The following is an 18,837-nucleotide window of genomic DNA, read 5'->3' on the forward strand; positions in this document are numbered from 1 at the left end:
GCTCATCGCGTCCGGTGACGGGCCGATCGGTGCGACCCGCCGTCCGGCCATTATGAGCTCAGCAGCAGTTGTCGGCCGCCTCGATCAGCCGGGCAGCCTGGTCGAGCGCGGCCCGCAGCACCGCCGGGTCGGTGACCGGGATGTTCTCGGCGGGCGGCAGCAGCCAGCCGCTGCCGGAGACCGGCGGCTCGGCGGGGATGCGCAGCCCGCGGCCGTCGGTCCGCGTACAGGCGCTGCCCGGTACGTCCCAGCCCTGGGCGGTGCCGGGCGGCACCAGGAACCCGAGGGTGTCGCAGGCGCCGTCGTGGATGACCGGGCCCACGGCCTCCTGGTCCGCGCCCCGGCGCAGGATGTCGACGGCCTCCAGACCCTGCCGGGCGGGCACGGTCACCAGATCACAGGGTTCGTCGGCTGGTGCTGTAGTGCTGGCCGTCGCGGTCGTCCGCGAGCCGGTCGCCATGTCGACATGCAACAAGGGACCTCTCCTCTCATCGCCGGGGTGGAGCCGGACCCCGTCTCCGCATGGACCAACGCCCCAACCCCGTCAAGGGCTACGGTGCAGCACCGCCGCAAAGGGTGGCAGTTCATGGCGGATCGCGGGCGAGATGCCCGGTTTATAGGGAAACGCTGCGTGTGTGCCTCATCACAGCGGGTACGTTCTTGCTCCGCCGGGACCCCGGAAACGACGCCCGGCTCGCACCAGAGAGGGCCCCGCCATGGTGTCGACACGGGCAGTTCCCAACCTCGCCTTCCGGCGGCTGCGCGGCTCGCGCTCCGCCGGGGAGTTCGCCGCGGCGGTACGCAGGGCCGCGCGCGAGATCGGCGAACAGGTCGCGTGCGACGCCCGGTACATCGGACGCGTGGAGTCCGGCGAGATCCGCTGTCCCAACTACGCGTACGAGCGGGTCTTCCTGCACATGTTCCCAGGGGCGGCCCTGGAGGACCTCGGCTTCTCGCCGCGTGCGTCGGTACGCGGCCGGGCGGCGAGGCCCCCCGCCGACGTCCCGCGACCCCCGACTGCCCCGCTGCTCGCACCCGGCAGCGACACCGACGAGGAGTGCGACGTGCTGCGTCGCGTATTCATGACGAGCGGCACCACCGCGGTGGCCTCCGCTTCCCTGGGCCTGGGCCTCGGCGGCCCGGCGTCCGCGTCCCTGCCCACACAGCGCCGGTTCGGCGAGGCGGAGGTGAGCGCCGTCGAGAGGGCGGTGCGGGAGATCCGGCTGCTGGACGACCGGCACGGCGGCGACCGGCTCTACCGGCGTGCCGCGCAGCCGCTGCGGGCGGCGTACGCGCTGCTCGACGCCGGGACCGCGAGCCGGGGCGCCACGGCGGACCGGCTGCACTCCGGGGCCGGTGAGCTGGCCATCTCGGTGGGGTGGCTGGCCCATGACTCGGCCCGCTTCGAGGACGCCCGCTCCCACTACGCGGAGGCGCTGGCCACGGCACGGGTGGCCGGGGACGCGGCCCTGGAGGCGCACGCCTTCTGCAACGCGTCGTTCCTGGCCCGCGACACGGGGCGGCCGCGCGAGGCGGTGCGCGCGGCGGAGGCGGGGCTGCGGGCCGCCCAGCCGCTGGGCTCACCCCGGCTGCGGGCGCTGCTCACGCTGCGGGAGGCGGGGGGCCGGGCGGGGCTCGGGGACCGCACGGGCTGCGAGCGGGCGCTCGGACGGGCGCACACCGCGTTCTCGCGGGGGCCGTCGGGGGCGGACCCCGAGTGGATGAGCTTCTTCCGCGAGGCGGAGCTGGAGATGCTGGAGGCGCAGTGCTGGGCGGCGCTGGGCGAGTGGTCGCGGGCCGCGCGGCACGCACGGCGGGCGGTGCGGACGCAGGACCCCCACTTCACCCGGAACCTCGCCCTGTACCGGGCCGAACTCACCGTGGACCTGGCCCACGCGGGCCTCGCGGAGGAGGCGGCGGCCACGGGCCACGAGGTCCTTGACCTCCTGGAACAGGTCCGGTCCTCGCGCATCCGCACGATGCTGACGGACGCGGTGACGGTCCTGGAACCGCGAGGGCGGGGCACGACGGACATCCAGGACTTCGTGGACCGCCACCGAGCGGCGACGTCCGCCACGTAACGCCCCGGCCCGGCCCCTTCCAGCCCGTCCGGCGTTCGAGGACGGAACCGTTGCCCCGGAAAAACCCAGCCCGTCCGGCGTTCGAGGGCGGAACCGCTGCCCCCGGGCCGGGCAGGGCTTCCGGGGCCCCGGGCCGGTGGGCAGGCCGGACGAGCCGGCGGTGCTCACCGCTCAAGGTGCCCCGTGTCGTTCCAGCGCTGGATCGCCGGCGCCCCGTACGCCCAGCCGAGGACGGAGAGCGACGTCGGGGCCAGCCAGATGCGGGCGCCGAAGGAGATGTCCTCGCCCAGCCACCGCGCGCCCAGCGCCCGCAGGATGTGGCCGTGGGCGAAGACCAGCACGTCGCGGTCGGCCGAGCGCGCCCAGTCGACGATCTCGTCGGCGCGGGCGGCGACCTCGGCCGGGGTCTCCCCCTCCGGCACCCCGTCGCGCCAGATGAACCAGTCCGGCCGCCCCGCCTTGATCTCGGCCGGCGTCATCCCCTCGTACGCCCCGTAGTCCCACTCCATCAGCGCGTCCCACGGCTCGGCCCGGTCGCCGAAGCCGGCGAGCCCGCAGGTCTCGGCGGCCCGTACGAGCGGGCTGGTGCGGATCTCCAGGCCGGACAGCCCGTCCCACGGCCCCCGGTGCAGCCGCTCGCCGAGCAGCTTGGCCCCGTCCCGGCCGGCGTCGAGCAGCGGAATGTCCGTCCTGCCGGTGTGCCTGCCGTTGAGGGACCATTCCGTCTGCCCGTGCCGGGCGAGCAGGATGCGCGGTGCCATAAGAGGGTTCTCCCGAAAAGCTGAGACCTGAGATGCGGAATCTGAAATCTTGGTACGGAGCGGAGCAACGGAGCAGAGACGAACGGATCGTCCGGTTTTCCATCATCCCGCACCTGCCCGCGAGGCAACCCGGGGGGCCGCAGCGGCGTCCCACTGTCCACAGAGCGATCCGCACAGCTGAGGGGTGCCGACCACACCCCCGGGGGAACCGCGGCCGACCCGCACCGTACGGTTGAACGCCCGCAGTCGGCCGCATGAACACATGATGGAGAACTTCCGGATGCCGCATGCCACCACCGCGCCCGCGCCGCGCCACCGGCCCCGCTGGTGGACCGAGCTGCCGCTCCTGGCCCTGGTGTACGCGGCGTACTCCGGCGGCCGGCTCCTGGCGCGCGGCGACGTCTCAACGGCCGTCGACCACGGGCTGCGCATCCTGCACCTGGAGAAGACCCTCTTCCTCAACGCCGAGCACCCGCTCAACCGCCTCTTCACCGCGCACGCCTCCATAGGCATACCCGCCGACTTCGCCTACGCCTCGCTGCACTACGTGGTCACCCCGGCCGTCCTGATCTGGATGTTCCGGCGCCACTCGGCCGCGTACCGCAGGGCACGCACCTGGCTGATGACCTCGACCATGCTCGGCCTGATCGGCTTCACCCTGATGCCGACCTGCCCGCCGCGGCTGCTGGCCGCCGGGCACGGCTTCGTCGACACGATGGCCCAGTACAGCTCGTACGGGTGGTGGGGCACGGAGGCGAGCGCCCCGCGCGGCATGGGCGGCATGACCAACCAGTACGCGGCGATGCCGAGCCTGCACGTCGGCTGGGCGCTGTGGTGCGGCATCCTGCTGTGGCGCCACGCCAAGCACCCGCTCCTGCGGGCGGCCGGTGTCGCCTACCCTCTGATCACGGCGTTCGTGGTGATGGGCACCGCCAACCACTACCTGCTGGACGCCGTCGCCGGCGCCGCCGTGATGGGTGTCGGGGCCCTGCTGGCCCGGCCCGTGATGCGCCTGGCCGACCGGGTCAAGCAGGCCGTGCTCCCCCGCTTCGCGGCCGGGCTCGCGTCCGGCGGGTCCCCGGATGTCAGTGCCGGGTGCAAGACTTCGGCGGGTGAGCGAATCCCCGGCCAGCGGACCTCCTCCGCAGAACCATCCGACGCGGCAGCCGCGGCCGGTCCGCCTGCCCGGCCAGACGCCGCCGCCCCGGCCGGACGAGCCCCCGAGGGGGACCCTGCGACAGCGGCTCGCTGAGCTGAGGGGCCCCGCGCTCCCCCGCCCGCTGGACGCCCGCGCGCTCGCGGCCCTCGCCGCCAACCCCGGCTGCAAGCGCCGCGCCCTGCTCGACGGGGCGGGCGTCGACAAGGGCGCGCTCGCCACCGCGCTGGGCTCCCCGGCCCCCTTCGGCCAGTCCCAGTTCGCCTTCATGCGGGGCAACGCCTTCGAGGCCAGGGTCAAGGCCGACGGCGGTACGGAGCTGATGCGCCTGCTGTACGAGCGCCTCGGCGGCCCCGGCGAACCGCCGCGCGATGTCGCGGTGCCCGATCTGACGGCCGCCGGGCCCGAGGGCCGTGCGGCCAGGACCGCGCTGGCCCTGCGGGAGGCGACGCGGGCGGGCGGCTGGGCGCTGCTCGACCACCCGATGCTGGCCCTGGAGGTGGCGGGCTCCCCTGCCTATCTGGAGCCGGACGCGGTGGTGGTGCACCCCGACGGCACCTGGACCGTGGTGGAGATCAAGTCGTTCCCGATGATCGACGGCTCGGCCGACGCGGCGAAGGTGGGCGCGGCGGCCCGCCAGTCCGCGGTGTACGTGCTGGCCCTCGAACGGGTCGCGGAGGTCACGGACGGGGCGCGGGTCGGCCACCGGGTGCTGCTGGTGTGCCCGAAGGACTTCTCGAACCTGCCGGCCGCCTCCGTCGTCGACGTACGCAAGCAGCGCGCGGTGACCCGCAGGCAGCTGACCAGGCTCACCCGCGTCGACGAGATCGCGGCGGCGCTGCCCGAGGGCACCACGTTCGACCCGGAGCGCTCCCCCGAGGAGCTGGAGACGGCCGTCGAGTCGGTGACCGCGGCCTATGCGCCGGAGTGCCTGTCCTCGTGCGAGCTGGCGTTCCACTGCCGGTCCCGGGCGCGCGCCGAGGGGGCCGTGGAGTCGCTGGGGCGCGGGGTGCGGGGCGAGCTGGGCGGGCTGACGACGGTCGCCGGGGTGCTGGCCGCGGCCGCGGGCAAGGAGGGCGATCCGGCCGATCCCGCGGTCGCCGCCCTGCGCCGCGCGGCGGCCCTGCGCGCCGAGGCGCTGGAGGGCCGCGTCGCATGTCACTGATCAGCACGCTGGCCCGGCTGGAGGCCGTGGAGAGCGGCCGGGCCCGGCCGACGGCCACGGTCCGCCACCGCCGGCTGACCGCCCGGCCGCTCGTCCTGGTGCCGCTGACCACGGCGGGCGAGGCGGGCGCCCCGCTGGGCGCCCTCGTCGGCACCGACCGGGAGGCGCCCCGGCTGCTGGCCGTGGCCCAGCCGCGCGACCGGGACCTGCGCTTCGCCTTCCTCGCCGACCTGGCCGAGGCGGTCCTGCCGCACATCGAGGCGTACGCCGACGTCATCGAGCCGGCCGAGCGGAACGAGACCGATCCCGCGACCGGGAAGCGGGTCAGGGTCGAGACCGAGCTGTGTGTGGACGCGGCGCAGATCGTGGTGCCGAGCCGGGCGGGCATCGAGTTCGTCCGGCTGCTGGGGCGTTCCATGCGGTTCCGGCGCACCGCCGAGGACGACCCGGACACCCCGTATCCGGCGCCGGCCCGGGTCCCGCTGCTGGGCCGCTGGCTGACGCACTACGGCGAGCGGGCCCGGGTCCCGGGCTCCTCGCTCCTGCTCGCCTGCACCGACCTCCTCAACCGGCACTGGGCGACCGGCCAGTCGAATCTGGAGGACCAGCATCTGGGGGCCCTGCTGGCCTGGATCGATCCGCCGGCCGGTGAGTCGGGCGCCGAGGCCGCGCTCCGCGCCGAGCTGGCCCGGGACGCGGGGGGCCAGCTGCTGTGCCCGCCGGCCGGTCCCGCCACCGACCCGGACTTCGACAACCGGCTGCTGGCCCCGGCGATCGAGAAGTACGACCGGGCGCGCTCCTCGCTCGCGGCGGCTGAGGACGGCCTGGCGGCGGACGCCGGGCTCGCCGGGCTGACCGGCGCCGAGCGGGAGATCAGGGCGCTGCTCGCCGGGGTGCTGCGGCCGACCTGGGACGCGGTGTGGCGGGGGCTGGACCTGCTGCGGGAGCTGCCGGAGGGCGCCAGGACCGAGGACCGCTGGACCCGGGACCGCTGGTCGTTCACCGCCCACCGCGACCGGGTGCGGGCCGGTGAGCCGCCCCAGCCGCGCAGGGACGACGCGGTGACGGCCGCCCGCAAGCTGGCCGCGCGGGAGACGGCGCAGGCGCAGCTGGAGGCCCAGGAGGCGCTGGACGATCCGCTGGTGCTGGCGGGCCGCCGGCTGGCCGGGGAGGCGTTCGTCGGAGAGGTGAGCGCGGTGGAGATGGCGTACAGCGAGTCGAAGCGGCCCTCTCCGCGCCCGCTGGTCACGGTCCGGACCGATGAGCGTCCGCAGCTGGGCGAGCGGGTGAAGGTCTACCGCTCGCTGGACGGCAAGCCGCAGACCGCGGAGTTCGTGGGGCACGGCCCGGCGGACGAGGAGGGCGGGGCGCCCTCGCTGGTGCTGCGGATCACCGACCGGATGGGGCGCGGCAAGGAGCCCGCCCCGGGGTCGGTCCCGGAGCCGGGTGACCGGATCTCCTGGACCCTGTTCGAGCACGACCAGCGCGGCGGGCCGCAACTGCCGGACGCGGAGGAGACGCCGTGGACCCACGGCGGCCCGCCCGGCGCCGTCGAAGCGGCCGAGCGCCCCGACCCCGTGACCCCGGAGGACCTGCTGTGACGGCCGTATTCGACCCGGGGGCGGCGGCGGGCCTGGCGACCGCCGCGATTCTGGACGACACGTTGAACGGCACGGCGCGGGGCGTCGTGGTGGACTCCCCGCCGGGCGCGGGCAAGTCGACGCTGGTGGTGCGCGCCGCGCTGGAACTGGCCGCCGCGGGCCGCCCGCTGATGGTGGTCGCGCAGACGAACGCACAGGTGGACGACCTGGTGGTGCGGCTCGCCGAGAAGGACCCCGGACTCCCGGTCGGCCGGCTGCACAGCAGCGATTCCGACCCGTACGACAAGGTGCTCGACGGCCTGGAGAATGTGCGCAAGTCGGCGAAGGCGGCGGATCTGGCGGGGCTCGACGTCGTCATCTCGACGGCGGCGAAGTGGGCCCATGTGAAGAACGTGGAGCCGTGGGGCCACGCGATCGTGGACGAGGCGTACCAGATGCGTTCGGACGCGCTGCTGGCCGTGGCGGGCCTCTTCGAGCGGGCGCTGTTCGTCGGTGACCCGGGGCAGCTGGACCCGTTCTCGATCGTCGGCGCGGACCAGTGGGCGGGGCTGAGCTACGACCCGTCGGCCAGCGCGGTGAGCACGCTGCTCGCGCACAATCCGGAGCTGCCGCAGCACCGGCTGCCCGTCTCGTGGCGGCTGCCGGCCTCGGCGGCGCCGCTGGTGTCGGACGCGTTCTACCCGTACACGCCGTTCCGCAGCGGTACGGATCACGGCGACCGGCGGCTGTCGTTCGGGGTGGCCTCGGACGGTTCGGCGGCGGACCGGGTACTGGACGAGGCGGCGGAGTCGGGCTGGGGGCTGCTGGAGCTACCGGCCCGGCACACCCCGCGCACCGACCCGGAGGCGGTGCGGGCGGTCGCGCTGGTGGTGCGCCGGCTCCTGGACCGGGGCGGCGCGGCCACCAGCGAGCGCGCCCCGGAGCCGGCCCCGGTGACGGCGGACCGGGTCGCGGTCGGCACGGCCCACCGCGACCAGGCGGCGGCGGTGCGCGCGGCGCTTGCGGAGCTGGGCGTGGCGGGGGTCGCGGTCGACACGGCGAACCGGCTCCAGGGCCGGGAGTTCGACGTGACGGTGGTGCTGCACCCGCTGTCGGGCCGCCCGGACGCCACCGCGTTCCATCTGGAGACGGGCCGGCTCTGCGTCCTGGCTTCCCGGCACCGGCACGCCTGCGTCGTGGTCTGCCGCGAGGGCGTGGCCGATCTGCTGGACGAGCATCCGTCGACGGAGCCGGTCCAGCTGGGCGTCACGGTGAAGTTCCCCGACGGCTGGGAGGCGAACCACGCGGTGCTGGCGCATCTGGCGGAACACCGCGTGCGCTGGGCTTGTTGAGTGCGCCGGGGGCGCACTCGGCTCCCGGGGCGCCCTTGCGGGGGTCTGGAGAATGGAGGGGCCGTCCGGCGGTCCAACGGAGGAGGAAGACCACATGGCACAACCCGAGCGGAGCGAGCGGCAACGGCTGCGTCCCGCCCCCCTGCTCTTCGAGCCGTCGGCTGCGGCCGCGGACCCGGAGCACTTCTTCGACCTGGAGTCGACGGAGGATCCGAAGGAGCTGCTGGACCGGGCCACGGAGCTGGCGCTGGCGTTCCGCGCCGCGACGGACCGCGCGGTGGAGTTCCAGGCGATGGCGGCGGCCCAGCTGGCCGATCCGCGCCGGTTCGACCGGCTGACGACGGCGGACATCGCCGAGCGCGCGGAGTGGACCGAGGACTACGCGAAGAAGATGGTGGAGTACGGCCGCACCCTGCTGAACACCACCACGCAGCCTTAGGGCGTTTCGTTTGGATCAGACCGGTTCGTGACTCCGGGTACAACCACTGGCATATGCCCGGGTGCACCTTACGCCTCGCGGCCTGGACCTGTCCCGGTTTTCGGCAACTCTCGGAATCCACTTGATCACTCCGGGTAGACCTGTGTGCATGACCGCATGGCTGCCCGACGAAACGACCCTGCACCACGGCGACGGACCCTGCCTCCACGCGGGCCACGAGGCCGACCTCTTCTCCGTCCTGCGCGAGCAGGCGCGGCACCAGACGGCTCAGGTCACCGCGGCCGGCGCCGCGTGGCTGGCCGGAGCGACGGCGTATCCGCGCAGCACTCTGGCCCAGTGGGAGTCGCGCCCGACGGCGCCCGGGGTGCTGCCGTGCGGTTCGGCCTTCGACGTGGTGAACGTGCCCACCCTGTTCGGCCGCCGGATGCTGGAGCACCTGTGGGCGGACGGCCCCGGCTCGGGTCCGGTCGCCTCGCACCGGGGCCGGATGCTGCTGTTCGCCTCCCCCGGCACCGCCCAGCGGCTGCCCTCGCTCCTCGACTGGGAGGAGTGGGGCACGGGCGGGCCGCAGGGCCCGGACGGCGGGGTGGCGACGGTGCCCCCGCTGCTCTGTCACGGCACCGGGGACGCGGTCACGGTCCCGCCCCTGACCTGCGGCGCGAGCTACTCCGGGCCGCGCTGGCTGGTGGCCCCGGACACCCGCAGCCCGTGGCTGCCGGGGCCCGACGTACTGCTCTGGGCCTGTGTCCGGGTGGCCCGGTCGGCACCCTCCCCGACTCCCCGTATTTCGATTTTTCCTCTCCCGGATCAGGGTGCTAAGGTCTACGACGTCAGCAGGCGCCGCTAGCTCAGTTGGTTAGAGCAGCTGACTCTTAATCAGCGGGTCCGGGGTTCGAGTCCCTGGCGGCGCACAGACGGGAGAAGCCCCCTCGCGAGAGCGAGGGGGCTTCTTCGTGTGCGGCGGCTCTCGCGTCACGCCCCCGTGGTGATGCGGACCGTCCAGGCTCCCGACGGGGTGCGGTCGGCGACCTCGATCGTGGTGTGCGCGCCGGGGACGGTGTACGTCTCGCCGACGCGCAGCGGGGCGTCCGCGAGCGGCGGGTAGACCGACCGGTCCCAGCAGGCGTCCGTCTCGGGGTGCGTGTCGAGCACGTCGACCGGGCCGCCGCCGGACGGGGTCTCGTTGCGGATCCGGTAGAGCAGGACGCCTTCGGCGCAGGTCGAGCGGTCGTTGCCGGTGGAGCTGCGGGCCTCGACGGCGACCGCGCTGCCCTCGCCGGTCCTGATCACGGCGAGCCGGGTGCCGAGGGAGGCGCCGGCCACGGGCACGGCGGCCATCGGTTCGAGGGTGACGACCCGGTCGCTCTGGACGCAGACCACCTGACGGTCGTCCAGCCAGCCCAGCTTCCACTTGTGCCAGCCGAACAGGTCGGGGGCGAGCCCGAACTGGCTCCCCATGACGTCCCAGTCGCCGACGTAGGTGTCCCAGTCGCCCTTGCCGTCGGACGGCCGGTGGTAGAGGTCGGGCAGGTCGAAGACGTGTCCGGTCTCGTGGGCCAGGACGTTGTGGTCCGGCGGGTGCTGTTCGAAGACGGTGACGACGCGCCTGATGTCCGTCCCGTCGGCGTGCAGGGGACGGTCGAAGTTGACGACCTTGGTGGCGTCGGAGTCGACGCCGGGGGCATCCGGGTCCGCGACGAGGTAGACGATGTCGTACCGCGAGAAGTCGACCTCGGGGTCGGCCGCGGCGACCGCGTCGCGCAGGTAGGCGCTGCGCCGGTCGTTGGCCCAGTCGCGCTTTATGCCGTACCAGGACGACGGCTTCGGCATCCGGATCCAGTGCCGCTGCGGGTGCGGGCGCAGGGTGAATTTGCCGTACGAGGCGCGCTCGAAGAACTCGGTGGTGGCCGGGAAGTAGTCGGCGGTGAGTTCGGCGGGGGTGGTGACCGGCCGGGCGTCGGGGAACGACAGGAACACCATCACGGCGTCCAGGGGGTGGTCCGGGCGCGGGTAGGCGCCGTTCCACCGGTCGACGCCGAGCGAGTGGTGGGCCGTGGTCCGGGGCAGCGCACAGGGGGTGGCGTCGCCGGACGCGGCCGCGGACGGCCCGGCGACGAGGGAGGTGGCGACGAGCGCCACCAGGGAGATCAGCCCGGCCGTCAGCCCACGCGGACTCGGCCTCTCCACCCCTGCGGGTCCGGGCTGACGCGGCACAGCTACCTCCGTGCGGGGAGCGGATGCCTCCGGTGCGGGGCGCGGACTCCGGAACCCTCCCGTCCACTTTGTGACTTTTCTTCCGTTACGTCACATCGGACTGCCCCACTCGGGTCAGCCGCCGCATCACACCCACCCTTCACACACAGTCACAATCGATCACTCGCACAACGAGAGAGAACAGAGGCGCGCAGAAACAATCAGTAGGGGACAAACCGGATGCGTGCGCGAATGGCTGACGCACGTCGCAAGCACGGTGCGCGAGAGGCGGGGCGCTGGAACGGCCGAGGCGCCAGCCTCTATGCTTCACCTCGCTTTCCTGCGCGGTTTCCGCCTCTGACGCGGCACTCCACGCGGCGGGCCAGTCCGACCACAGAGGTGTCCGGGACAGAACTGCAGGGCGGGAGCGAACGGTGAGCGCAACCTCCGAGGGGCCGAGGCCCACGGCAGGCACAGCACCCTCTGCACCGAGACCTCCGGTCACGGAGGGTCACGAAGCGTGGCCGCCCCGTGGCCCGGCGACCGAGGCGCACGACTACCGGGCCGCGTTCCGGGCCGCCACCCTGCCGATGGCCGTCGTCGACCACGAGGGCCTGATCGTCACGGCCAACGAGGCACTGGGCGCACTGGCCGGCGTCGGCGCCGCGGCGCTCACCGCGCAGTCGGCCTCCGATCTGGTCGACCTCGCCGCGGACGCCCGCGCCTGGCACGCGTACCGCGAGGTGCTGCACGGGCGGCGCTCCCGCTTCAGCTGCACCCGCAGGCTCAAGCACCCCGACGGGCGCGCGCTGTGGGCCGAGATCACCGTCGTGCCGATGCCCGGCGGCCAGGACGCGGAGGACGGTGACGCGCCGGGGCCGGTGCTGCTCTCCGTCGCGGACGTCAGTGACCGGCGCGAACTCCAGAAGCGGCTGCACCACCTCCAGATGCATGACCCGGTGACCCGGCTGCCCAACCGGACGCTGTTCTTCGAACGGCTCTCGACGGTGCTCCGCACCCCGCCGTACCAGGACGACAGCCTGCCCGAGCGGGGCCGGATCGGGCTCTGCTATCTGGACCTGGACGGCTTCAAGGCCGTCAACGACACCCTGGGCCACCGCATCGGCGACCGGCTGCTGGCGGCCGTCGCCGCCCGGCTCACGGACTGCGCCGAGCAGGAGGGCGCGTACCCGGCCGGTGCCCCGCTGGTGGCGCGGCTCGGCGGCGACGAGTTCGCGATCCTGGTGGAGGAGTCCACCGGCACCGAGCAGCTGACCGATCTGGCGCGCACGGTGCTGGGCGCGCTCCAGCAGCCCTTCGACCTGGCCGGCCGGCGGCTCTCGGTCTCGGCGTCGATCGGGGTGGTGGAGCGGCCCGTCGCCGGCACGTCGGCCACCGGCCTGATGCAGGCCGCCGACACGACGCTGTACTGGGCGAAGGCCGACGGCAAGGCCCGCTGGACCCTCTTCGACCCGGAGCGCAACGCCCACCGGATGACCCGCCAGGCCCTGTCGTCCAACCTGCGCCCGGCGGTGGAGCGCGGCGAGTTCACCATCGAGTACCAGCCATTGGTGGGCATGGCCGACGGGATCGTGCGCGGGGTGGAGGCGTTGGTGCGCTGGAACCACCCGCAGTTCGGCATGCTCTCGCCGAATCGGTTCGTCGCCATCGCCGAGGAGGACGGATCGATCGTGCAGCTCGGCCGGTGGGTGCTGCGCTCGGCCTGCCGGCAGGCCCGGCGCTGGCAGCTCGACCACCCGGCGAAGCCGCCGCTGTTCATCAGCGTCAACGTCGCCGTGCGCCAGGTCTGGGACTCCGACCTGGTCACCGATGTCGCGGAGATCCTGGCGGAGACCGGCCTCGACCCGGCGCTGCTGCAACTGGAGCTGACCGAGTCGGCGGTGATGGGCTCGGCGGGCCGGCCGCTGAGAGCCCTACAGGCCCTCAGCGACATGGGCGTGCGCATCGCCATCGACGACTTCGGCACCGGCTACTCCAACCTCGCCTACCTGAGCCGCCTGCCGGTGTCGGTACTGAAGCTGGACGGCGCGTTCGTACGCGGCTTCCGCTACGAGGACGGCACGCACCCCAGCCCCGCCGACGAGACGATCGTGGAGGCCATGGTCCAGCTGGCGCACCGGCTGGGCCTGACCGTCACCGCGGAGTGCGTGGAGACGGCCGGCCAGGCGGAGCGGCTGCGCCGGATCGGCTGCGACACCGGGCAGGGCTGGCTCTACTCGCGCGCGGTCGCCCCGGAGCGCATCGCCGAGCTGATCGGGATGCCCGCGCTGGGGGCGTAGGGCGCCGCCCGCCCGGAACCGCCGGACAGAACACCGCTCACGATCGGGCCGGCTCAGGCTCCCGGCAGCCCGTACGCGTCGGCGATGAGGCCGTAGCTGCGCAGCCGGGCCTCGCCGCCGTGGGCGTTGGCGGTGATCATCAGCTCGTCGGCCCCGGTGCGCTTGGCCAGGTCGTCCAGGCCGGTGCGGACCTCGTCGGCGGTGCCGTGGACGATGTTGACGAGCCAGCCGTCCACGAATTCGCGCTCCATCGGGGAGAAGGCGTACGCCTCCGCCTCCTCGGGCGTCGGGACCAGCCCCGGGCGCCCGGAGCGCAGCCGGAGCATGGACAGGGCGCCGGTCAGCACCTGGCGGCGGGCCTCGCGCTCGTCGTCGGCGGCCAGCGCGGCGACGCCGATCAGGGCGTACGGGGCGTCCAGGACCGTGGACGGCCTGAAGGAGTCGCGGTACAGCTCAAGCGCCGGCACGGTGTTCTGGGCCGAGAAGTGGTGGGCGAAGGCGAAGGGCAGCCCGAGCATGCCGGCCAGCCGGGCGCTGAAGCCGGAGGAGCCGAGGAGCCACAGGGGCGGGCGCGCGGGGGACTGGACGCCGCCCTCGGAGGTGGCCTGGACGGGTCCGGGGACCGCGTGGATGCGGGCGTAGGGGTGGCCGTCGGGGAAGTCGTCGTCCAGGAAGCGGGTCAGCTCCATGAGCTGCTGCGGGAAATCATCCGCACCCTCGTTCAGCCGGTCGGTGCGGCGCAGGGCGGCTGCCGTGGCGCCGTCGGTGCCGGGGGCGCGGCCGAGCCCCAGGTCGATGCGGCCGGGGGCCATCGCCTCCAGGGTGCCGAACTGCTCTGCGATGACGAGCGGGGCGTGGTTGGGCAGCATGACGCCGCCCGAGCCGAGCCGGATGCGCTCGGTGTGGGCGGCGGTGTGCGCGAGGATCACGGCCGGCGAGGAGGAGGCGACGCCGGGCATCGAGTGGTGCTCGGCGACCCAGTAGCGGTGGAAGCCCCGGCGCTCGGCGAGCCGCGCGATCTCCACGCCGGTCCGCAGGGCCTGGCCAGCGGTGCGGCCCTGGCCGACGGTCACCAGGTCCAGCACGGACAGCGGCACGGGGGCGGTGCCCCGGGCCGTGCCACGGATCTCGTCGCCCTGGATCTCGTCGCCTCGAATCTCGTCCACGTCCTGGCCTCTCCGGTGGTGCGTTTCGGTCCCTCGATGTCCGGAAGGCGGCAACAGGAGGATGACTCCGTTTATTCCGGACGGACTGTTGCCGGACGGACTGTTGCCGGACGGGCTGTTGCCGGACGGGCTGTTGCCGGACGGGCTGGCGCCGCACCGGCCCGGAACGCGGCAGCCGCCGCGCGACCGGCGGACCGGCCTCGGCGCCCCTACGCGTCCCGCTGCCCATGTGCGTAGGCGCGGCCCCGGCCCCGCTGCCCGTGCGCGTACGCGCGTCCGCTGCCGCTGCCCCGGTCCACCGGGGCCGGGGGCTCCTCGCGGTGGGCGAAGAGCGCGCCGAGCCTCGGGGCCCAGGCGGGGCGGTCGGTCAGGCGCAGGGCCTCGCGGACCGCCACCTGGTTCGCGGTGAGGACGGGCTTGCCGAGCGCCTCCTCCAGGTCCGGGAGATGGGCGACGGTGTGCAGGGCGGTGTCGGGCAGCAGGATCGCCTGCGCCTCGGGGCCGTCCCCCGCCTCGGCCAGTTCCCGCAACTGTTCCGGACCCCAGGCCGCGGCCTCGGCGGCGTCGGTGACGCCCGCCGCGTGGGTGGTGGTCACCTCCACGCCGGTCTCCTGGAGGAAGGCGGTGAAGCGGGCGGCCACGGCCTCGGGGTAGGTCGCGGCGACCGCGACGCGTTCGGCGCCCAGCTTGCGTACCGCGTGGACGAAGCCGATGGAGGTGCTGGAAGCGGGCACGCCCGCCGCGCGGGCGAGGCCGGCGACCTGGTCGTGGGCGCCCTGCCACCCGTGCGGGAAGCTGCCGCCGTCGCAGGCCCAGACGATGGACTGGACCCCGGAGCGCTGCAACTCCTCGATCCCGGCGGCGAGCCGGGAGGAGGTGCCCAGCTCGCGCAGGGCCTCCTCGCGGTAGGCGCCGTCCGGGCACTCGGTGTGGTGGACGACGAGTCTGATGGTGCTGTCGAGAAGGATCTCCATGCGCGGGTAGTCGTCCTCGGCGAAGTGGCCCGGGTAGAGGAATCCGACGGTCGTCATGTCCACCCTTTCTCTGCACCTTGCGTCTGCCGCGACGGCTTCCCGCCGCGTCCGCCGCTTGACCCCGCGGCGGCACTGACCGGTTTCCCCGCTCCTGTTCCAGTATTCCGCCATCCGCCCCGGTTATCGCTCCGAGCCGGACGGGCCGCCGTTCACACCCCTGGCCGCACGCATGAACGGCGGCCGGCCGGGAAGCCGTCGCGGTACCGGAGCGGGGTACCGGACATCCCACGCAAACACCGCCTTCCACCCTGCGAGCGGACACGGGAAGGTCACCCTCCGGCCACCGTTCGATTACATGCGCGTTCTTCCTGAATAGACACGGGGGATCGGGCAGGCGCCTGGGGCCTGTCCAGTTGGAAGACAGGCCCCAGGGCCTGTCCGCCGGACAGGGCCAAGCCTGTCCGGACTGTTCGACCCCTTCAGGAGATTGCGAACCATGGCTGACTTCCCGAACCTGTCCCGCCGGGGATTCCTCAACCGATCGGCAGCGGTGGGCGGTCTGCTCGTCGTCCCCGGCCTCCTCGCCGCGTGCAGCAAGGCCGGCGAGGGCTCCGCCGACGGCGAGGGCGCGCTCGAAAAGCTCCGCAAGCAGGGGTTCGTACGGGTCGCGTACGCCGACGAGGCCCCGTACGGCTACATGGAGGGCAAGGAGCTGAAGGGCGAGGCGCCCACGCTGCACCGGGAGATCTTCAAGGCGCTGGGCGTCGATGAGCTGAAGCCCACCCTCACCGAGTGGGACGGCCTGATCCCCGGCCTCCAGGCCGGCAAGTACGACGTGGTCAGCGCCGGCATGGCGATCACCCCGGAGCGCTGCGCCAACGCCCTGTTCTCGGAGCCCGAGTTCATCTCGCCGACCGCGCTGATGGTCAAGAAGGGCAACCCGAAGAAGGTCACCGACCTCGCGTCCGCGAAGGAGGCCGGGATCACCATCGGTGTGATGGCGGGCGCGGTCGAGGGCTCGTACGCCAAGGGCGCCGGCATCCCCGAGGGCAAGATCAAGACCTTGCAGAAGCCGCAGGACGGCGCGGACGCGGTCAAGGGCGGCCGGGTCGACGCGTTCCTGCTGACCGGTATCTCACTGCGCTGGCTCGCCAAGACCAACGAGGGCACCGAGGTCACCGAGGCGTTCCTGCCCGAGCTGGACGGCACCAAGCAGTACAGCCCCGGCGGCGCCGTCTTCCGCAAGGGCAACGAGGAGCTGCGGGACGCCTTCAACCGCGAGCTGAAGAAGATCGTCACGGACAAGTCGCGCTATGTGGAGCTGCTCCGGGACTACGGCTTCGGGGCGACCGAGCTTCCGCCGGCGACCTTGAAGACGGCCGATCTGTGCAAGGGCTGACAGGGACGGTACCCACCGCATGAATGATTTCTTCTCGGCCTTCGCCGACGATCTGCCGCAACTGCGGTCCGGCCTGTGGGTGACCCTGGAGGCCACGGTGTTCGGCGCCCTGGTGGCGCTGCTCCTGTCGTTCGTCCTCGGCCTGATGTCGCTCAGCCGGCTCCTGCTGTCGCGCGGGGTCTCCCGCGTGGTCGTGGAGTTCTTCCGCGGCACCTCGCTGTACGTGCAGCTGTTCTGGCTGTACTACGCGATGCCGCAGCTGACCGGGTACGAACTGACGCCGGTCGTCTGCGGGGTGCTGGCGTTCGGCCTGAACTACGGGGCGTACGGCGCCGAAGTGGTGCGCGGGGCGATCAACTCCGTACCGCGCGGGCAGTACGAGGCGGCGCTCGCGCTGAACATGTCGCCGCTGCACCGGATGCGCAAGGTGATCCTGCCGCAGGCGTGGGTGCAGATGATCCCGTCGTTCACCAACCTGCTGATCCAGCTGCTGAAGGCCACCCCGCTGCTGTGGCTGATCTCGGCGGCGGACCTGATGACCGCCATCGAGAAGCTCCGCAGCCGTACGGGTGAGACCCTCACCGCGTACGTCACGCTGCTGGCCTGCTACTTCGTCCTGGCCTATGCGCTGACCCTGCTGATGAACCTGCTGGAGCGGTCCGCCAAGCGGCGGCTCGGCCTGGCAGCCGGCGGGAAGAGTCTGCTGAAGTCCCGCAGTGCCGTGACCGCCCAGGCCACCGGAGGTGCCCGGTGAACAGTGATTTCGACTGGGGCGCCGTCGGTGACGCGTTCCCCCTGCTGCTCAAGGGGTTCGAGACGACCCTGCTGGCCACGGTGTTCGGCACCCTGGTCGCCGCCGTCCTCGGGCTGGCCATCGCGGTCGCCGGGCGGGCCCCGAGCCGGCTGGTGACCGTGCCGGTGAAGGTGGTGATGGAGTTCATCCGCTCCACCCCGCTGCTGGTCCAGCTGGTGGGCGCGGCCGCGCTGTTCACCTCGGTGGAGCCGCTGACCATCGGCATCGTGGTGCTGGGCGTCCACTACGCCACGTACACCTCCGAGGTGTACCGCGCCGGAATCGACGGCGTACCGAAGGGCCAGTGGGAGGCGTGCCGGGCGCTGTCGATGACGCCCCGGCGGACCTGGCAGGCCGTGATCCTGCCGCAGGCGGTGCGCAATGTGGTGCCCGCGCTCGGCAACTACGCGATCTCGATGTTCAAGGAAACACCCTTCCTCGCCGTGATCACGGTGCACGAGATGGTCTTCGAGGCACGCGACTACGGAGCCCAACACTTCGTCTTCACCGAGGTGTTCACCCTCGCGGGACTGATCTTCCTGGTGGCGAGCTACCCCACCTCGCTGTTGATGAGAAAGCTGGAGAAGCGCCTTGGCCACTGACCCTCTGCAGAAGAAGACGGCCGCGGCCCCCGAGGCCGTCGTGCCGGTCGACACCTCCAAGGACGGCGGACACCCGCTCGTCCGCTTCGACAAGGTCGTCAAGCGCTACGGCGACCACACGGTCCTGGACCAGCTGGACTTCTCGGTCGAGCGCGGCGAGCACGTCACCCTGATCGGGCCCAGCGGCTCGGGCAAGACGACGATCCTGCGGCTGCTGATGACGCTGGAGAAGGTCAGCGACGGTGTGATCTGGATCAACGGCGAACCGCTGACCCACGTACGGGCGCCGGACGGCTCGCTGCGGCCGGCGTCCGAGAAGCACCTGCGGGCGGCCCGCCGGCGGATCGGCATGGTCTTCCAGCAGTTCAACCTCTTCCCCAACATGAAGGTGCTCCAGAACATCACCGAGGCGCCGGTCAACGTGCTCGGCATGGACCGCGACAAGGCGGAGACCCGCGCCCGGGAGCTGCTGGACCTCGTCGGCCTGTCCGGCAAGGTCGACGCGCACCCCTCGCAGCTCTCCGGCGGCCAGCAGCAGCGCGTCGCGATCGCCCGCGCGCTGGCGATGGAGCCGGAGATCCTGCTCCTGGACGAGGTGACGTCCGCGCTGGACCCGGAGCTGGTGGCGGGGGTGCTGGAGCTGCTGAGCGACATCGCCCGCAACACCGACATCACGATGCTCTGCGTGACGCACGAGATGAACTTCGCCCGGGACGTCTCGGAGAAGGTGCTGATGTTCGACGCCGGACGGGTCGTGGAGTCCGGTTCGCCGGAAAAAATCTTCTCCGATCCCTCGCACGAACGCACGCGCGAATTCCTCAACGCGGTGCTGTGACCTCGGCATCCGTCGCCCGCGCATGACGTTGGCATATGCCG

17 protein-coding genes and 1 tRNA gene are annotated in these 18,837 nt (G+C 73.0%); 13 read left to right on the forward strand and 5 right to left on the reverse strand.

What is annotated here, in order from left to right; genetic code table 11:
• Positions 1-58: 58 nt before the first annotated feature.
• On the reverse strand, positions 59-460 hold the full coding sequence (locus tag B082_RS0131515; protein ID WP_051094731.1) for a hypothetical protein: 402 nt from the start codon (positions 458-460) through the stop codon (positions 59-61).
• Positions 461-716: 256 nt separating this feature from the next.
• On the opposite strand from B082_RS0131515, the gene B082_RS0131520 reads away from it, so the two are divergent.
• The gene (locus B082_RS0131520; RefSeq protein ID WP_018555777.1) at positions 717-2,081 is read left to right on the forward strand and encodes a hypothetical protein; all 1,365 of its coding nucleotides are present in this window, start codon (positions 717-719) and stop codon (positions 2,079-2,081) included.
• A 164-nt stretch (positions 2,082-2,245) separates the two neighbouring features.
• On the opposite strand, the gene B082_RS0131525 is transcribed toward B082_RS0131520, so the two are convergent.
• The gene (locus B082_RS0131525; protein ID WP_018555778.1) at positions 2,246-2,842 is read right to left on the reverse strand and encodes a histidine phosphatase family protein; all 597 of its coding nucleotides are present in this window, start codon (positions 2,840-2,842) and stop codon (positions 2,246-2,248) included.
• A gap of 280 nt (positions 2,843-3,122) precedes the next feature.
• Between B082_RS0131525 and B082_RS0131530 the strand changes: the two genes are divergently transcribed.
• From B082_RS0131530 to B082_RS0131560, 7 genes are all read left to right on the forward strand, one after another.
• Positions 3,123-4,094, forward strand: coding sequence for a phosphatase PAP2 family protein (locus tag B082_RS0131530; protein WP_051094738.1), 972 nt, complete (start codon positions 3,123-3,125; stop codon positions 4,092-4,094).
• Entirely contained in the window at positions 4,024-5,163 is a 1,140-nt protein-coding gene (locus B082_RS0131535; RefSeq protein ID WP_078622713.1) for a hypothetical protein, read from the forward strand. Before B082_RS0131530 ends, B082_RS0131535 begins: the two co-directional genes overlap by 71 nt.
• Positions 5,154-6,764, forward strand: coding sequence for a hypothetical protein (locus B082_RS0131540; RefSeq protein WP_018555781.1), 1,611 nt, complete (start codon positions 5,154-5,156; stop codon positions 6,762-6,764). Before B082_RS0131535 ends, B082_RS0131540 begins: the two co-directional genes overlap by 10 nt.
• Positions 6,761-8,095, forward strand: a complete 1,335-nt coding sequence (locus tag B082_RS0131545; RefSeq protein ID WP_018555782.1) for an AAA domain-containing protein — start codon at positions 6,761-6,763, stop codon at positions 8,093-8,095. Before B082_RS0131540 ends, B082_RS0131545 begins: the two co-directional genes overlap by 4 nt.
• A 94-nt stretch (positions 8,096-8,189) precedes the next feature.
• Positions 8,190-8,534, forward strand: a complete 345-nt coding sequence (locus B082_RS0131550) for a hypothetical protein (RefSeq protein WP_018555783.1) — start codon at positions 8,190-8,192, stop codon at positions 8,532-8,534.
• A gap of 148 nt (positions 8,535-8,682) precedes the next feature.
• Entirely contained in the window at positions 8,683-9,381 is a 699-nt protein-coding gene (locus B082_RS37640; protein WP_026250395.1) for a bifunctional DNA primase/polymerase, read from the forward strand.
• Positions 9,372-9,445: transfer RNA gene (locus B082_RS0131560), tRNA-Lys, on the forward strand. The genes B082_RS37640 and B082_RS0131560 overlap by 10 nt, the downstream gene beginning before the upstream one ends.
• Before the next feature lie 61 nt (positions 9,446-9,506).
• Here the strand turns inward: B082_RS0131560 and B082_RS0131565 are convergent.
• Positions 9,507-10,748 carry a M6 family metalloprotease domain-containing protein gene (locus B082_RS0131565; RefSeq protein WP_037711322.1) on the reverse strand — a complete coding sequence of 414 codons (1,242 nt, stop codon included), beginning with the start codon at positions 10,746-10,748 and terminating at the stop codon, positions 9,507-9,509.
• 413 nt (positions 10,749-11,161) lie between these two features.
• Between B082_RS0131565 and B082_RS0131570 the strand changes: the two genes are divergently transcribed.
• Positions 11,162-13,027 carry a putative bifunctional diguanylate cyclase/phosphodiesterase gene (locus tag B082_RS0131570; RefSeq protein ID WP_026250396.1) on the forward strand — a complete coding sequence of 622 codons (1,866 nt, stop codon included), beginning with the start codon at positions 11,162-11,164 and terminating at the stop codon, positions 13,025-13,027.
• 53 nt (positions 13,028-13,080) lie between these two features.
• Here the strand turns inward: B082_RS0131570 and B082_RS0131575 are convergent, their stop codons facing one another.
• Together B082_RS0131575 and B082_RS0131580 are read right to left on the reverse strand one after the other, a co-directional pair.
• Positions 13,081-14,193: an LLM class flavin-dependent oxidoreductase gene (locus tag B082_RS0131575; RefSeq protein ID WP_018555786.1), complete on the reverse strand. Its 1,113-nt coding sequence runs from the start codon at positions 14,191-14,193 to the stop codon at positions 13,081-13,083.
• A gap of 209 nt (positions 14,194-14,402) precedes the next feature.
• Positions 14,403-15,224, reverse strand: coding sequence for an aspartate/glutamate racemase family protein (locus tag B082_RS0131580; RefSeq protein ID WP_051094739.1), 822 nt, complete (start codon positions 15,222-15,224; stop codon positions 14,403-14,405).
• 439 nt (positions 15,225-15,663) lie between these two features.
• Here B082_RS0131580 and ehuB point away from each other — a divergent pair, with 439 nt between their 5' ends.
• The 4 genes from ehuB to ehuA are packed head-to-tail and all read left to right on the forward strand — an operon-like array spanning position 15,664 to position 18,796.
• On the forward strand, positions 15,664-16,566 hold the full coding sequence (ehuB, locus tag B082_RS0131585) for an ectoine/hydroxyectoine ABC transporter substrate-binding protein EhuB (protein WP_018555788.1): 903 nt from the start codon (positions 15,664-15,666) through the stop codon (positions 16,564-16,566).
• Between the two features lie 19 nt (positions 16,567-16,585).
• The gene (gene ehuC, locus B082_RS0131590; RefSeq protein WP_018555789.1) at positions 16,586-17,320 is read left to right on the forward strand and encodes an ectoine/hydroxyectoine ABC transporter permease subunit EhuC; all 735 of its coding nucleotides are present in this window, start codon (positions 16,586-16,588) and stop codon (positions 17,318-17,320) included.
• The gene (ehuD, locus tag B082_RS0131595; protein WP_018555790.1) at positions 17,317-17,961 is read left to right on the forward strand and encodes an ectoine/hydroxyectoine ABC transporter permease subunit EhuD; all 645 of its coding nucleotides are present in this window, start codon (positions 17,317-17,319) and stop codon (positions 17,959-17,961) included. Before ehuC ends, ehuD begins: the two co-directional genes overlap by 4 nt.
• Positions 17,951-18,796 (forward strand): ectoine/hydroxyectoine ABC transporter ATP-binding protein EhuA, encoded by an 846-nt coding sequence (gene ehuA / locus B082_RS0131600; RefSeq protein ID WP_018555791.1) that lies wholly within the window; start codon positions 17,951-17,953, stop codon positions 18,794-18,796. The genes ehuD and ehuA overlap by 11 nt, the downstream gene beginning before the upstream one ends.
• The last annotated feature ends 41 nt before the right edge of the window (positions 18,797-18,837 follow it).

Origin of the sequence: Streptomyces sp. ATexAB-D23 (genome assembly GCF_000373645.1) — a bacterium.
Lineage (GTDB): Bacteria > Actinomycetota > Actinomycetes > Streptomycetales > Streptomycetaceae > Streptomyces > Streptomyces castrisilvae.

Bases quoted from the DNA above. Each gene is read 5' to 3' on its own strand.
- B082_RS0131515 (WP_051094731.1), bottom strand. From the start codon at position 460: ATGGCGACCGGCTCGCGGACGACCGCGACGGCCAGCACTACAGCACCA.
- B082_RS0131520 (WP_018555777.1), top strand. From the start codon at position 717: ATGGTGTCGACACGGGCAGTTCCCAACCTCGCCTTCCGGCGGCTGCGC.
- B082_RS0131525 (WP_018555778.1), bottom strand. From the start codon at position 2,842: ATGGCACCGCGCATCCTGCTCGCCCGGCACGGGCAGACGGAATGGTCC.
- B082_RS0131530 (WP_051094738.1), top strand. From the start codon at position 3,123: ATGCCGCATGCCACCACCGCGCCCGCGCCGCGCCACCGGCCCCGCTGG.
- B082_RS0131540 (WP_018555781.1), top strand. From the start codon at position 5,154: ATGTCACTGATCAGCACGCTGGCCCGGCTGGAGGCCGTGGAGAGCGGC.
- B082_RS0131550 (WP_018555783.1), top strand. From the start codon at position 8,190: ATGGCACAACCCGAGCGGAGCGAGCGGCAACGGCTGCGTCCCGCCCCC.
- B082_RS37640 (WP_026250395.1), top strand. From the start codon at position 8,683: ATGACCGCATGGCTGCCCGACGAAACGACCCTGCACCACGGCGACGGA.
- B082_RS0131580 (WP_051094739.1), bottom strand. From the start codon at position 15,224: ATGACGACCGTCGGATTCCTCTACCCGGGCCACTTCGCCGAGGACGAC.
- ehuB (WP_018555788.1), top strand. From the start codon at position 15,664: ATGGCTGACTTCCCGAACCTGTCCCGCCGGGGATTCCTCAACCGATCG.
- ehuC (WP_018555789.1), top strand. From the start codon at position 16,586: ATGAATGATTTCTTCTCGGCCTTCGCCGACGATCTGCCGCAACTGCGG.